Origin of the sequence: Sphingobium sp. HDIP04, from assembly GCF_000445085.1 — a bacterium.
Taxonomy (GTDB): Bacteria; Pseudomonadota; Alphaproteobacteria; order Sphingomonadales; family Sphingomonadaceae; genus Sphingobium; species Sphingobium indicum.
Map to the genome: position 1 here is coordinate 34,613 of NZ_ATDO01000117.1, position 13,028 is coordinate 47,640.

Below are 13,028 nucleotides of genomic sequence, written 5' to 3' on the forward strand. Positions count from 1 at the left end.
TCGGTTCCGATCGCCTGGAAATCGCTCTATGCCGGACGACAAGGAGATTGCAGCGCATGGCGGACGAATTCATCACCATCGGTTCGGGCGACCTCAGCGCCGGCATCAACCCGCTGGGGGCGGAGCTATGGTCAATGAAAGACGGGCAAGGGCGCGAACTCATGACCGATGCCGATCCGCGCTGGTGGACGGGACATGCGCCTCTTCTCTTCCCCTTCGTCGGGCGGTCGCGGGGGGACGCCTATCGCTTCGAGGGGCGGGACTATCCCATGCCGCAGCATGGCTTTGCGCGGCGCAGGGTCTTTGACGTGGTCGAACGCAGCGACGAGGCCGCGACCTTCCGGCTGGAGGCGGATGCGGAGACGCGGGCCGTATATCCCTTCGACTTCCGGCTGGACATGCGCTTCGCGGTCGAGCGGGCGGCGCTGCGGATGACCGCGACGGTGGCCAATCGGGGGACGGGCGACCTGCCCTATTCCTTCGGCTATCATCCTGCCTTCGCCTGGCCGCTGCCCTATGGCGGTGCGGCGGAGGATCACCGCGTGCTGTTCGAGAAGGCGGAGCCAGCGCCGATCCGCAAGGTGGGGGACGAGCCGGGACTGATCGCGCTGGAGAGCGCGCCCTCGCCGGTCGAGGACCATGTGCTGGCCCCCACCCCTGCTACGTTCCGGGGCGACGCGCTGATCTGGGACCGGCTGGAGAGCCGCAGCCTGTTCTGGGGCGTGCCGGGCGGCAGGGGGCTGAGGATCGACTTTCCCGATACGCCCTGGCTGGGGCTGTGGCAGAAGCCGGGCGCGCATTATCTCTGCGTCGAACCCTGGGCGGGAATGGCCGACCTGGTGGGTTTTGCCGGAGACGTTTGGGAGAAGCAGGGGATCATGCGGCTGGCGCCGGGGGAGGAACGGGCCTTCCGGATGGACGTGGCGGTGGTGGACGGCTGGATCTGAGGCGCCGCGCCAAAAACGGCCTTACTGGCGCGGCGGCGAAGAATCGCTATATGGGCCGCCCATGACCATTCCTTCCCGCCGCACCTTCGCCATCATCTCGCACCCCGACGCGGGCAAGACCACGCTGACCGAGAAGCTGCTGCTGGAAGGCGGGGCGATCCATCTGGCGGGCGAGGTCAAGGCGCGCGGCGCGAACCGGCGGGCGCGGTCCGACTGGATGAAGATCGAGCAGCAGCGCGGCATTTCCGTGACAAGCTCGGTCATGACCTTCGAGCGGGACGGGATCACCTTCAACCTGCTCGACACGCCGGGGCACGAGGATTTTTCCGAGGACACCTATCGCACGCTGACGGCGGTGGACTCCGCGGTGATGGTGATCGACGCCGCCAAGGGCATCGAGCCGCAGACGCGCAAGCTGTTCGAGGTATGCCGGCTGCGCAACGTGCCGATCATCACCTTCGTCAACAAGGTGGACCGGGAGGGCCGCGACGCCTTCGCGCTTCTCGATGAAGTGGCGGACGCGCTGGCGCTGGACGTGTGCCCGATGAGCTGGCCGGTCGGCATGGGCGGCGAGTTCGAGGGGATCTACGATTTCGCCCGGAACCGCCTGCGCCAGCCTTCGGGCGCGAGCAAGGAATTTGAGGGGAAGGAAGCCTTCTTCTCCGGCATCGACGACGACGCGCTGGCCGGGCACCTTTCCGGACAGGGGCTGGCGCGGCTGCGCGAGGAGGCGGAACTGGCGGTGGGCGGCTATGCCGATTTTGACCTTGCCGCCTATCGCCATGGCGACCTGACGCCGGTCTATTTCGGGTCCGCGCTCAAGCTGTTCGGCGTCACCGAGTTGATCGACGCGCTGGCCGCCCACGCGCCGCCGCCCCGCGCCCAGCCCGCCGAACCCGCGCCGGTAGAGCCGGAGAACAGCGAGGTCACCGGCTTCATCTTCAAGGTCCAGGCCAATATGGACCCGCAGCATCGCGACCGGATCGCCTTCATGCGGCTTTGTTCGGGCAAGTTCAGGCGGGGCATGAAACTGACCCCTTCGGGCAGCGGCAAGCCGATCGCGGTGCATTCCCCTATCCTCTTTTTCGCGCAGGATCGCGAGATCGCGGACGAGGCCTTTCCGGGCGACATCATCGGCATTCCCAACCATGGCACGTTGCGGGTCGGGGACACGCTGAGCGAGAAGGCCGGGGTGCGCTTCACCGGCCTGCCTAACTTCGCGCCGGAAATCCTGCGGCGCGTGGCGCTGAAAGACCCCACCAAGACGAAGCAGCTTCGCAAGGCGCTGGATGACCTGTCCGAAGAGGGCGTGATCCAGGTCTTCTATCCGGAGATCGGGTCCAACTGGATCGTCGGCGTCGTCGGGCAGTTGCAGCTCGACGTCCTGATCTCCCGGCTGGAGGCGGAATATAAGGTGGCGGCCGGGCTGGAGGCTTCCCCCTTCGACACGGCGCGCTGGATTTCCGGCGATGACGCGGCGATCAGGGATCTGGTGTCGTTCAACGGCGCGAACATGGCCAAGGATCGCGACGGCAATCTGGTCTTCATGGCGAAAAGCGCCTGGGACATCGGCTATCAGCAGGAACGCCACCCCAAGGTCAAGTTCAGCGCGACCAAGGAGCGGTGAGGAAAAGGGGCGGCGGCAGATGGCCTGGGACTTGCGCCGCGCCTTGCTGAAAAAGGGCGAGTTCGAATCCGCCCGGCTGATCGACTTCGAATTTCGGGAGCGGGCGCGGACGATGAAGCTGCTTGCGCCGCGGGTGTCGGCGGCGCTGGAGCCGCAAGCCCTGGCCGGGGAAATCGCGCTGGGGGACGATGAATCCATCCTGCGCCGGTTGCTCGATCGCTTCCCCGCCCTGGAAGAGACGGCGCTGCGGCGGGACTATGCCGAATGCAGGGCGCAGGCGCGCAAGGAACTGATCGCGGAACTGGGCGACCCCACGCCCTATCGCCTGGGCTGAACTTCAGCGATTGGCCCGGTTATGAGCGGAGGGAAAGGTGGCGGAGACGGAGGGATTCGAACCCTCGGTAGCCCCTTAAGGCTACGACGGTTTAGCAAACCGCTGGTTTCAGCCACTCACCCACGTCTCCGCACGAATTTGCCCACCGGATAAGGTGAGCAGTGGCTAGATGTCGGCCTATAGCGGCGGGTTTGATGCATGGCAACGGTTCGCGGCGGAGAAAAATCACCCCAATTTCGAAAAGCGGATTCGGACTGGCGCGGAATCGACTCGGGTCGCCGTTCGTTCATTGTCGTTTCAGCTTGTTCCCCGATAATCTGAAATATGGTTCAAGAGCGGGTTCTTTGGGGAGTAGCGGACATGATCGGGATTTTGCGGCGGTTTTCGGGCCGCGCCGCATGGGCGGGCGCTTTGGCGGTCGCCCTGGGCGGCATGACGCTGGCGCCCGTCGCCGCGCAGGCGCAGGTGCGCACCGTCGATCCCAATACCGCCATCGATGCCGACCTGGCGCCCGTGCCGCAGCAGGGGGGCACGCCTACCGATCCCGGCGTGGACCCCAGCGTCCCGTCCGGGAACGGCGCGCCCTATGATCCGCCGCCGGCCGGTTCGGGGTCTACGGCGACCGGATCGACCGCGACCGGCGCGCCGGTGACGGCCAATTCTCCCCCGGCGGCGATCTCCCCCAGCGATTCCTATCAGGAAGACGATCTGATCGGCGCGGCCGAAGGGGTGTTCGGCAAGGGCGCGGAAGGGCTGGCCGGCATCATCGAGAAGATATTGAAGGATCAGGGCCGCCCCAACGCCTATATCGCCGGGCGGGAGGCGTCGGGCGCTTTCGTCGTCGGCCTGCGCTACGGGTCCGGCACGCTCAATCACAAGGTGGAGGGAAAGCGGGAAGTCTATTGGACGGGGCCGTCCATCGGCTTCGACGTGGGCGGCAACGCGGCCAATACCTTCGTGCTGGTCTACAACCTCTATGACACGCAGGATCTTTATCACCGCTTCCCGGCGGCAGAGGGCACCGCCTATCTGGTGGGCGGCTTCACCGCCAGTTACCTGCGCTGGGGCAGCGTGGTGCTGATCCCGATCCGGCTGGGGGTCGGTTACCGGCTGGGCGTCAACGCCGGTTACATGAAGTTCACCGAGAAGCGGAACTGGCTGCCCTTCTGAGGGGCTTGGAGCGCGGGACTGAAAATTCTCCCTGCGCGCAGCGTGGGGAGGGGGACCATTTGCGAAGCGAATGGTGGAGGGGAAATTCGGAGGTCGTGCCCCATTCCCCTCCACCAGCCTTCGGCTGGTCCCCCTCCCCATCTTGCGATGGGGAGGATTTTTAAGCCGTGCCTACAGGGAGAGGTTGAGTTGCCCGCTCGCCTGCTCCGGTTCCTCATGGTCCAGATTATGGACGCCCAGCCCCAATAGCCGCGCCCCCATGCGCAGCGGCAGTTGGGCGCGCAGCAGCGCCCGGCCGGTCTCCGCCAGCAGATCGGGCGAGCGCAGCGGGGCGGCGAAGCTCCTGGAGCGGGTGATGATCCGGAAATCCGCGAACTTGACCTTGAGCACCACTGTCCGGCCATAGGCGCCGCTCTTTTCGATCCGGCCCCAGAGATTCTCCGCGATCCGGTCCAGTTCCGCGATCAGCGCATCCTCCGCCGTCAGATCGTCGAAGAAAGTATCCTCGACGCTCACCGATTTGCGTTCCTGCCGCTCATGCACGGGGCGGTCGTCCTCGCCTCGCGATGCGCGATAGTAGAACAGCGCGGCGCTGCCGAAATGATGCTGGAGGAAGGGCAGGTCGCGGGCGCGCAAATCCGCGCCCGTCTCTATGCCCAGCGCCTGCATCCGCTTCGCCGTCACCGGCCCCACGCCATGGATGCGCCGCACCGGCATCTTCGCGATGAAGGCCGCGCCTTCCTCCGGCCGGACGACGCAGATGCCGTCGGGCTTGTTCTGGTCCGACGCCAGCTTGGCGATCAGCTTGTTGTAGGAGACGCCCGCCGATGCGGTGAGGCCGGTTTCCTCCCGGATCAGGCGACGGATTTCCTCGGCTATGCGCGTGGCGGAAGGGATGCCGGGCTTGTTCCGCGTGACGTCCAGATAGGCTTCGTCCAGCGACAGCGGCTGGATGATGTCGGTGAAGCGGGAGAATATCTCCCGCACCTGGGCGGACACGGCGCGATAGACATCGAAGCGGGGGCGGACGAACAGCAGGTCGGGGCAGAGCCGCCGCGCCCTGGCGCCCGGCATGGCGGAGCGGATGCCATATTTGCGCGCCTCATAGCTGGCGGTGGCGACCACGCCGCGGGGACCGCCGCCGCCCACCGCCAGCGCCTTGCCCCGCAGGCTGGGATCGTCGCGCTGTTCGACCGACGCGTAAAAGGCATCCATGTCGATATGGATGATCTTGCGCGGCGGGCTTTCCATGGGCGCGCTTATGCCACAGGGCGGAACGGAAGGCAGCCCTCAGCGTGGCAGCAGGCGCAGGCTATCGGGCAGCCCGCGTCAGCCTTATTTCTTGTCCTTCAGTGACAGCAGCGCGGCGAAGGGGCTGGCCTGCTCCTCGCTCAGCACGCCCGCTTCGCGCAGCACGCTGTCGGCTTCCGGAGCGCGCGGATAGGGCGTCATGGCCAGCGCCACCGTTTCGGCCACCGCCTCGCCCATGTCGAGGACCAGGCCGTCATAGCCGATGGTGTCGCAATCCTCGGCGTCCAGCTCCAGCTCGTCGCCTTCGGGCGCATCCTCCCCTTCCCTGACGAAGCGGAGGAGGAAGTCGGTATCGACCCTTTCAGGAACCGCAACGCCGGTCGCGACGCAGGGCTGGGCAAGGTCCGCCCGCACCCGCCCCCTGGCGTAGATCGCGCCATTTTCCTCGCTCAGCGCATAATCCGCCTCCAGCCGGTCGAGCGCGAGCAGGTGGAAGCGCCTGGCCAACGCCTCGCGCTCGGCGGCATCGGCGGTGATGGTTATCGGCTGGGCATAACGGGCAAGCTGGTCGACGCGGACCGGCCGGGAAAATTCGGGAGTCGTGCTCATCCAAGGTCTCCTGCCATCAGCGCGTCGCGGCTGACGCGGCCAAGCCTGGCCCAGCGCGAACGCAGATGCGATTCGACATGCGCCAGCGCGTCGGCGGACGGCGCCGCGCCGCGATAGAGGTTGCGGGCGATCGCTTCATCCAGTTCCGCTTCGCCCGACAATGCGGCGCGATAGGCCGCCAGACGCCCACCCAGCGCGCTCACCATGCGGCCGATATGCTTGCCGACGACGACGTCGCCAATCCCTTCCTGCCGCAACTGGCCGTCCATGTCGTCGACGAACAATTCGGTCAGCCAGACGCTTTCCTGCGCAGCGCCCAGCGTCTCCAGCCGCATCAGCGCCTGGGCGAGGATGGCGACGATCATGTCGAAACGGCCGTCCATCGTGTCGGGAACCCGCCCTTCCACATACCAATGGGGCCGGCGGCCCTCCGCGACGATGGCGTTGTATAGGGGGCGCATCGCATCCTTGGGATCGCTCGGCGCGAACAGGCGCTGGAAGATGCTGGGCATGACGAATGAGTTTCCTGGCTGGACCGAAAGGCGGCCCCTTGCCGAGGCCCACGCATTTCCATATTGATCGGCCAGCCGCCCGATGCAATGGCGGCTTTGTTTTTCGGCAAGGTCCGGGGCATGTCCCCGCAGGAGAAGTTCATGCGCCAGTTCAGCCGCCAATCCCGCAGCGGGCGGATTTTGCTTGGCGCAGGCCTTTGCGCGCTGTTGCTGGGCGCGTCGGGCTGCTCGCGCATCCGCACCCACCAGGGTTATCAGGTCGACAAGCTGCTGGTGGATTCGATCCAGCCGGGCATCGATAACCGCGCCTCCGTGGAAGGCACGCTGGGCCGGCCGAGCTTCGTCGCGCAGTTCGGCGACCAGGACTGGTATTATGTGTCGCGCGACATGCGATCGCTGGCCTTTTCCAGCCCCAAGCCCGTGTCGCAAACCGTGCTGCACGTCCGCTTCGACGCGGCGGGCAATGTCGTGGCGGTGGACCGCATGGGGCTGGAGCAGGTCGCGAAGATTTCCCCCTCTGGCGACAAGACGCCGACTTTGGGCCGCCATCGCAGCCTGTTCGACGAGATTTTCGGCAATATCGGCGCGGTCGGCGCCGGCGGCATGGGCGGCGCGGGCGGCGGCAGCAACACCGGCGGCCCGAACGGGAGCTAGAGGTCGTAGGCGGACTTTTCCTATTCCTCCCCATCGGTAGATGGGGAGGGGGACCAGCCGCAGGCTGGTGGAGGGGAATAGGGCACGACCTGCGTGTATTTCCCCTCCACCATCGGCTGCGCCGACGTCGAAGAGAGTCACGTGCCTCTCTTCGACCCTCCCCACGCTTCGCATAGGGAGGATTTTAGCCGCCACGCCGCTCCTACAGCTTCAAGCCGTCAGCCAGGCGCGTCGGCCGATAGCCCAATGCCTGCAGTCGATCGATATTGAGGGCCGGAAAGCCCCAATCCTCTCCCCCCTCACCTTCATGCACGACCGCCGCGCCCGTTCGCTCCGCCAGCAGGGTCGCCAGTTCCGCAATCGTCGTGCGCACGCCGCTGCCGACATTGAAAGCCCCCGCATTCTCGCTGCCGAGCAACAGCAGCATGGCCCGCGCCACATCGTCCACATGGATCAGGTCGGCCCCGAACCCGCCGCCGCCACGCACCCGGATCGGCCCGCCGCTCGCGGCTGCCTGCGCCATCGCGGCCAGCGCGCCGCTCTGCTGCCCCGGCCCATAGACCGACGCCAGCCGTAGCGTCTGGAGCAGCACATCCTCCCCCCGGCAACGTTCCGCCGCGTAGATTTCCTGACAGACCTTCGAACCGAGATAATAGCCCCTGCTGCCGGGAAAGAGAGGCGCTCGCTCGTCCGGAGGCTGGCCAGTCGGCGCATAGGCGTTGGCGCTGCTCGCCTGCATGATCCGCCGCACGCCCGCCCGGATCGCCGCGTCGACCAGCCTCAGCGTGCCGAGCGCGTTGATCCGCCAGCAACGCTCCGCTTCGGCCGGGTCGCCATGGTCGGTGGGGATATGGGCAGCGAGATGCACCAGCGCCGCGCAGCCGGAAAGGTCCGCATCCTCCACTGCCGCCAGGTCGAGGAACGCCCATTCATCCGCCGGATCGGCATCGGGCGGCGGACGGCGGCCGAGATGGCGGATGCGCCAGCCCGCCCGGCGCGCCACGGGGGCGAAAGCGCGGCCGACAAAGCCCGAACCGCCGGTCAGGGCTAGCAGGGGAACCGAACCGCTCATCGCACCGCGTCGATGCGCTCCTGCGGCACGAACATCTCGTCCCAATAGCGCAATATGACTCCCGGCCGGACCGGCGGCTGGACGATGGGAGTGCCGTGCAGCAGTTTCCGCACGCACATCTCCACCTCGTTGAAGCCGGCCATGGCGCGCAGCGGCGTGGTGCCGGAAAAGCGGGCGTTGATCTCGAACACGCGGGGGGTGCCGTCGGCGTCGGTGCGGAACTGGAAATTGGCGGGGCCATGGGGTTGCAGCGCCCGGCCCAGCGTCCGCACCTGATCGTTCAGTTCCGGATAGTCGGCAACATAAGCGCGATAGGTGTTCCCGTCGCGCAGGTCGCGGCGCATCACGATGGACGCCTGCACCTCGCCGTCGAAGACGAGGGTGGAGGCGGTATATTCGCAATCGGCGCTGCCCACGCATTGCTGCACGACAAGCCCGCCGCGCCCCTCCAGCGCCGACGCCAGTCCGGCGCGGTCATGCACCACCGATACGCCGACCGAACGCGCGCCGATCCGGGGCTTCACCACCAGCGGAAAGCCGACCCTGTCGATCAGCGCCTCGACCGCTTCCTTGTCCTCGCCGGCGGCGGAGGCGGGGTGAGGCAGGCCGACGCTTTCGAAGAAGCGCGCCGTCTCCAGCTTGTCGTCCGCAATGGCGACGACGCGGGGATCGCTGACCAGCACATGCGTGCCGAACAACGCCTCCAGCCGGTGGCGCTCGGCGGCGAACCAGGACAGTTCGACATCGGTTCCGACCAGCACGGCGTCGGGCCGTTCCCGGTCCAGCAGTTGGTGAATGCGGTCGCCAAAGGCCGGGTCATCGGCGAAGGGCAGGCGATAGGCGCGGTCCGTCCAATAGAGGCCGGCGGAAAGCGGATTGGGGTCGGCCGCGATGACCTGGCACTCCAGCGCCGACTGCCGCAGCGCCTTGACGATGCCCTGTCCCAGCACCGCGCCGGCTCCGGTGACGAGGATCTTCATGCGAAGAACCGGCAGAGCCGCTCCTGCGTGGCCGCGGACAGGGTGGTGGCGCGGATGGCGTGCATCTGGTCCTCCGGATCGAAATCGATGTCGCGGCTTTCGATGGTCACAGAATCTCCCCTGATGTCGATCATCGCCCATTTCGGCGTCCGGTCGCCCTCGTCTCGCGGCTGGCCGAGCGAGGCGAGGGTGAAGATGGTGGCGGCGTCGCAATCATAGCGGCGATGCCGGTGGACATGGCCGAACAGGCCGTAGAGAAAGCCCCGCGCCGCGACCGCGGCGGCGGCTTCCTCCGCCTCCTGCGCCGAGCGGATGTAGCGCCAGTCGCCATAGTCGAAGGGATTGGCGTGGGCGGCGAACAGCGGCCCCAGCGACCAGCTTTCGCGCCAGTCGAACGCCGTCATGCTGTCGGACGGGATATGGGCGGCGGTCCAGTCGACGCTTTCGCGCAGCCAGTCGGGCAGGGCGGCGCGATAGGCCTCCGCCGCCGCCGACCCCCGGTAGACCATGTCGTGATTGCCGCTGATCAGGATCGCCCCGTCGCGAACCGCCGCGCCCTGCACCAGTTCCAGCGTCTCCAGCGGCTGCACGCCATAGGTCAGCAGGTCGCCCAGGATGAGCATCCGGTCGAACCCCTCCCGCCGGGCGGCGGTGAGCGCGAGTTGCAGCGGGTCGCTGGCGGCGTGGATGTCGGTCAGCGCGGCTATTCGCATGGCGACACCGGGCGGGCCAGAGGGGACGGAGCGAAGCGGGGGCGGCGGGACTGGGTCAGTTCCCGATACAGGTCGAGATGCGCCGCCGCGCAGCTTTCGAGGGAAAAGCGCCGGGCGGCATGCAGCGCGCCCCGCGACAGGGCGGCATATTGGGAGTCGTCGCTCAGCGTCTCCACGACCGCCCGCGCCAGCGCGGCGGGGTCGGAAGGGGGGACGAGCCGGCCGTTGACGCCGGGCAGGACCATTTCCCGATTGCCCGCCACCGCGGTCGCAACGATGGGCAGGCCGCTCATCGCCGCCTCGATCATGGCGATGGGAAAACCCTCCCACAGCGAGCAGTTCACGAACAGGTCCGCCTGCCGCATCAGCGCGTCGACGCCGCTGCATGCGCCCAGCAATTCGACGGGTTCGCCAGCGGCCTGCACCTGAAGCCGGCCGAATTCCGGTCCCCCGCCCGCTATGCGGATGCGGGCGGAGCGGCCCTGCGCCGCCAGCGCCTCCACCAGCGGGCGGGCGGCGCGGAGCAGGGTGGGATAATCCTTCTGCGCCGACACCGTGCCCACGGCGAGGATCGTCGGATCGCGCCCGGCGGCGTCGCGCGGCCGCCCGGCCTGGAAGCGGGCGCTGGCGGCGTTCAGGATCATGCGGATCGGCTTGCGGGCATGGTCGCGCAGCATCGCCTCGCACTGGTCGCTGATCGCGACATAGCCGTCGACGATGCAGTCGAAGAGGACGAAGGCCGACGGCGGAAAGGAGAGGCGGCTGTTATGGTGGGTCAGCACCACCGGCACGCCGGGCATGGCCAGCGCAAGGGGGAAGAGGGCGCGGGCCGTGTGGGCGTGGATCACGTCCGGCCGGATCGCGCGCAGGGCGCGGCGCAGCGCCAGCGCCCCGCCGGGCAGATTGTTGCGGTTGGCAAGGCCCAGGGAAAGGGCGGTGGCGCCGTCCGCCCGCACCCGCGCCATCATCGCCGCTTCGGTATCGGGCGCATTGCCCACCTGCGCCGCGTCGCTGAGCGAGAGGACTGTCGCCTGATGGCCCGCCTGCGCAAAAGCCTCCGCCAGATTGCAGACCAGCATTTCCGCCCCGCCCGACGTGAAGCTGGTGATGATCGAACAGATGCGCATCTCAGCGGGCCAGGTCGACGCCGGTGGCGGCCAGCAGCGCCAGGGCGCGGGGCGACAGGTCGGACCGGCAGCGTTCCAGAACCAGATCGGCCTGATCGGGCCTCAGCCACTCGCCGAAGGCGCCCGCCTTGCCGCTGCGCATGCGCAGGCTCTGGTCGTCGTTGCGGTCATAATCATGGCCGGGAATGCCGCCGTCGCGTTCCTTGTCGCGCATCCGGTCGAATTGCGCGGCGGCGACGGCGCGGGCGAGCATTTCGGGCTGAGGCTCGACGCCCAGAAAGGCGAGGATGCCCGCCACGGCAGGCATCGGTTCGGCCAGCATATGTTCATAGCTGATCAGGTGATGCGGCCGCCCCGCCAGCCCTGCCGCCCAGCCGTTCAGATAGGCGATTAGCGCCGCCATCCCATATTTGGGTTCATCCAGGAAAGCCGCCATGTCGCCGGAAAAACTCTTCTTGTGCCGGGTCGCGTGGAAATAGGCGGACACGATCACGTCGCGGGGATCCCGAACCAGGAAAAGGACCGGCCGGTCGAGGAACAGCCGCTCGCGATAGGGCAGGTGACTGACCAGGATCAGCGGCAGCCCCGCCTCGCCCGTCCGCCCGATGAAGGCGTCGATGCCGCGCACGGGATCGCGGTCGAAATTGGGCAGGATGCGGAAGGTGCTGGTGAGGTCGGGCTCGAAGCCCAGCTTCGCGCTTTCCGCGAAATAGCAGGAGAGCAGGTAACGCAGCCATGTCCGCCCGCTCTTGGGGTAGGAAACGAGGAAAGCGTCGGCCCGCGCCGCCGCCAGCCGCAATGGCGGTTCGTCCCGCAGCCGCCGCCGCATCGCCCGCGCAACGCCCTTCAGCGACATCATGTTCATGATCCTGCCCTCACGCGATGATGGTCGAGAATGCTGGTGATGACCGACTGCCAGCGGGCGAGCACCTGGTCATGGCCGAAATCCGCCATCCGATCCCGCGCCGCCTGCCCCAGGGCCGCGCGCCGCGCCGGATCGTTGCAGAGCGCGACGATCGCCTCCCCCAGCGCCGCGCCGTCGCCATTGGGCACCAGCAGGCCGCTGCGGTCGTGCTCGATCATTTCGGCCGGACCCCATTGGCAGTCGAAGGAAACGACCGGCAGGCCCGCGCCCATGGCCTCCCCCACGACGATGCCCCAGCCTTCGAAGCGGGAGGAGAGGACGAAGATGTCGGTTTGGGGAATCCAGTCGCCCGGCCTTTCCGTCACGCCGGGCAGGCTGACCCGATCCGTCAGGCCCAGCCGGTCGCGCTGCCGCTCCAGCGCGACGCGCTCCGGCCCCTCGCCCCAGATCGCCAGCTTCCAGTCGGGTATGCGCTGCGCCACATGGGCGAAGGCGTCCAGCAGCAGGTCGAATCCCTTTTGCGGCACCAGCCGCCCCACCGCACCGATGGTGCGGCCGTCCGACCGCCGGTCCGGCGCGGCGCCGGCGGGCGGCACCGGATTGGGGATCACCCATCCCTTCACGTCCATGGCGCCCTGGAACCAGTCCATCGCCCCCTGGGTCATGGTGATGAGGCCCAGGGCGCGCGGATAGGTCATCCGCCGCAGCCGGCTCCACACCGGCCCCACCGTCTGGAGCGCGGGATTGTTGCGTTCCGACACGATCACCGGGATGCGGAGCGGCCATGCGGCAAGCACGGACAGGATGTTGGTGCGGGTGAGGAAGCTGACCACCAGTTCGGGCTGCGCCGCCTTCAACGCCCGCCGCAGCAACCTGTGCCGCCGCAGCATCGCCAGCGCGCCGGTCGCGGCGGCGCGGCGGCGCGACTTCATGCCCAGCCTGACGATCCGCACATCGGGACGATAGGGGTAATAGGATGGAGCGGACGGCTCCTCGAACGCGATCAGGCTGATCGCCCAGCCCTGCGCCGCGAAATGGTTGCAGAGCAGGCTGACGATATGTTCCGATCCGCCCGCGCCCAGCCCCGGAAGGACGAACGCGAGTCTGGGTGGCCTGGATGCTCTTACCAGCATGGCGGCGGGGTTCCTGTATGATCACGCTGTTACG

Annotated in this window: 14 protein-coding genes and 1 tRNA gene; 5 read left to right on the forward strand and 10 right to left on the reverse strand. The window is 67.7% G+C overall.

Features of this window, described 5'->3' with window-relative positions:
- Positions 1 to 56 precede the first annotated feature (56 nt).
- The 3 genes from L286_RS42070 to L286_RS42080 all read left to right on the forward strand — a co-directional run bounded on the left by L286_RS42070 (position 57) and on the right by L286_RS42080 (position 2,908).
- Positions 57 to 947: an aldose 1-epimerase family protein gene (locus L286_RS42070; RefSeq protein ID WP_020817516.1), complete on the forward strand. Its 891-nt coding sequence runs from the start codon at positions 57 to 59 to the stop codon at positions 945 to 947.
- 61 nt (positions 948 to 1,008) lie between these two features.
- The gene (locus tag L286_RS42075; protein WP_007689488.1) at positions 1,009 to 2,574 is read left to right on the forward strand and encodes a peptide chain release factor 3; all 1,566 of its coding nucleotides are present in this window, start codon (positions 1,009 to 1,011) and stop codon (positions 2,572 to 2,574) included.
- A 19-nt stretch (positions 2,575 to 2,593) separates the two neighbouring features.
- On the forward strand, positions 2,594 to 2,908 hold the full coding sequence (locus L286_RS42080) for a hypothetical protein (protein ID WP_020817515.1): 315 nt from the start codon (positions 2,594 to 2,596) through the stop codon (positions 2,906 to 2,908).
- A gap of 38 nt (positions 2,909 to 2,946) precedes the next feature.
- Here the strand turns inward: L286_RS42080 and L286_RS42085 are convergent.
- A tRNA-Ser gene (locus tag L286_RS42085) sits at positions 2,947 to 3,038 on the reverse strand.
- 230 nt (positions 3,039 to 3,268) lie between these two features.
- Here L286_RS42085 and L286_RS42090 point away from each other — a divergent pair.
- The gene (locus L286_RS42090) at positions 3,269 to 4,078 is read left to right on the forward strand and encodes a DUF1134 domain-containing protein (protein ID WP_007689483.1); all 810 of its coding nucleotides are present in this window, start codon (positions 3,269 to 3,271) and stop codon (positions 4,076 to 4,078) included.
- Between the two features lie 171 nt (positions 4,079 to 4,249).
- Here the strand turns inward: L286_RS42090 and dinB are convergent, their stop codons facing one another.
- The 3 genes from dinB to L286_RS42105 form a co-directional block, all read right to left on the reverse strand.
- On the reverse strand, positions 4,250 to 5,329 hold the full coding sequence (gene dinB / locus L286_RS42095) for a DNA polymerase IV (RefSeq protein ID WP_020817514.1): 1,080 nt from the start codon (positions 5,327 to 5,329) through the stop codon (positions 4,250 to 4,252).
- Positions 5,330 to 5,413: 84 nt separating this feature from the next.
- Positions 5,414 to 5,938, reverse strand: a complete 525-nt coding sequence (locus tag L286_RS42100; RefSeq protein ID WP_020817513.1) for a DUF177 domain-containing protein — start codon at positions 5,936 to 5,938, stop codon at positions 5,414 to 5,416.
- The gene (locus L286_RS42105; protein ID WP_020817512.1) at positions 5,935 to 6,450 is read right to left on the reverse strand and encodes a ubiquinol-cytochrome C chaperone family protein; all 516 of its coding nucleotides are present in this window, start codon (positions 6,448 to 6,450) and stop codon (positions 5,935 to 5,937) included. The genes L286_RS42100 and L286_RS42105 overlap by 4 nt, the downstream gene beginning before the upstream one ends.
- An 87-nt stretch (positions 6,451 to 6,537) precedes the next feature.
- Here L286_RS42105 and L286_RS42110 point away from each other — a divergent pair, with 87 nt between their 5' ends.
- The gene (locus tag L286_RS42110; protein WP_007689476.1) at positions 6,538 to 7,104 is read left to right on the forward strand and encodes an outer membrane protein assembly factor BamE; all 567 of its coding nucleotides are present in this window, start codon (positions 6,538 to 6,540) and stop codon (positions 7,102 to 7,104) included.
- 202 nt (positions 7,105 to 7,306) lie between these two features.
- On the opposite strand, the gene L286_RS42115 is transcribed toward L286_RS42110, so the two are convergent.
- Genes L286_RS42115 through L286_RS42140 form a run of 6 tightly spaced genes read right to left on the reverse strand, consistent with a single transcriptional unit; the run spans position 7,307 to position 12,994 of the window.
- On the reverse strand, positions 7,307 to 8,176 hold the full coding sequence (locus L286_RS42115) for an NAD-dependent epimerase/dehydratase family protein (RefSeq protein WP_020817510.1): 870 nt from the start codon (positions 8,174 to 8,176) through the stop codon (positions 7,307 to 7,309).
- A complete protein-coding gene (locus L286_RS42120; protein ID WP_020817509.1) occupies positions 8,173 to 9,156 on the reverse strand; it encodes an ATP-grasp domain-containing protein in 984 nt (327 codons plus the stop codon). The genes L286_RS42115 and L286_RS42120 overlap by 4 nt, the downstream gene beginning before the upstream one ends.
- Positions 9,153 to 9,869 (reverse strand): metallophosphoesterase family protein, encoded by a 717-nt coding sequence (locus L286_RS42125; RefSeq protein ID WP_020817508.1) that lies wholly within the window; start codon positions 9,867 to 9,869, stop codon positions 9,153 to 9,155. Before L286_RS42125 ends, L286_RS42120 begins: the two co-directional genes overlap by 4 nt.
- Positions 9,860 to 10,996, reverse strand: a complete 1,137-nt coding sequence (locus L286_RS42130; protein WP_020817507.1) for a glycosyltransferase family 4 protein — start codon at positions 10,994 to 10,996, stop codon at positions 9,860 to 9,862. Before L286_RS42130 ends, L286_RS42125 begins: the two co-directional genes overlap by 10 nt.
- Before the next feature lies 1 nt (position 10,997).
- Entirely contained in the window at positions 10,998 to 11,855 is an 858-nt protein-coding gene (locus L286_RS42135) for a sulfotransferase domain-containing protein (protein ID WP_235181739.1), read from the reverse strand.
- A gap of 2 nt (positions 11,856 to 11,857) precedes the next feature.
- Entirely contained in the window at positions 11,858 to 12,994 is a 1,137-nt protein-coding gene (locus L286_RS42140) for a glycosyltransferase family 4 protein (protein ID WP_007689465.1), read from the reverse strand.
- Positions 12,995 to 13,028 lie beyond the last annotated feature (34 nt).

Bases quoted from the DNA above. Each gene is read 5' to 3' on its own strand.
- L286_RS42130 (WP_020817507.1), bottom strand. From the start codon at position 10,996: ATGCGCATCTGTTCGATCATCACCAGCTTCACGTCGGGCGGGGCGGAA.
- L286_RS42080 (WP_020817515.1), top strand. From the start codon at position 2,594: ATGGCCTGGGACTTGCGCCGCGCCTTGCTGAAAAAGGGCGAGTTCGAA.
- dinB (WP_020817514.1), bottom strand. From the start codon at position 5,329: ATGGAAAGCCCGCCGCGCAAGATCATCCATATCGACATGGATGCCTTT.
- L286_RS42100 (WP_020817513.1), bottom strand. From the start codon at position 5,938: ATGAGCACGACTCCCGAATTTTCCCGGCCGGTCCGCGTCGACCAGCTT.
- L286_RS42115 (WP_020817510.1), bottom strand. From the start codon at position 8,176: ATGAGCGGTTCGGTTCCCCTGCTAGCCCTGACCGGCGGTTCGGGCTTT.
- L286_RS42120 (WP_020817509.1), bottom strand. From the start codon at position 9,156: ATGAAGATCCTCGTCACCGGAGCCGGCGCGGTGCTGGGACAGGGCATC.
- L286_RS42105 (WP_020817512.1), bottom strand. From the start codon at position 6,450: ATGCCCAGCATCTTCCAGCGCCTGTTCGCGCCGAGCGATCCCAAGGAT.
- L286_RS42140 (WP_007689465.1), bottom strand. From the start codon at position 12,994: ATGCTGGTAAGAGCATCCAGGCCACCCAGACTCGCGTTCGTCCTTCCG.
- L286_RS42075 (WP_007689488.1), top strand. From the start codon at position 1,009: ATGACCATTCCTTCCCGCCGCACCTTCGCCATCATCTCGCACCCCGAC.
- L286_RS42125 (WP_020817508.1), bottom strand. From the start codon at position 9,869: ATGCGAATAGCCGCGCTGACCGACATCCACGCCGCCAGCGACCCGCTG.
- L286_RS42090 (WP_007689483.1), top strand. From the start codon at position 3,269: ATGATCGGGATTTTGCGGCGGTTTTCGGGCCGCGCCGCATGGGCGGGC.
- L286_RS42110 (WP_007689476.1), top strand. From the start codon at position 6,538: ATGGCGGCTTTGTTTTTCGGCAAGGTCCGGGGCATGTCCCCGCAGGAG.
- L286_RS42070 (WP_020817516.1), top strand. From the start codon at position 57: ATGGCGGACGAATTCATCACCATCGGTTCGGGCGACCTCAGCGCCGGC.
- L286_RS42135 (WP_235181739.1), bottom strand. From the start codon at position 11,855: ATGATGTCGCTGAAGGGCGTTGCGCGGGCGATGCGGCGGCGGCTGCGG.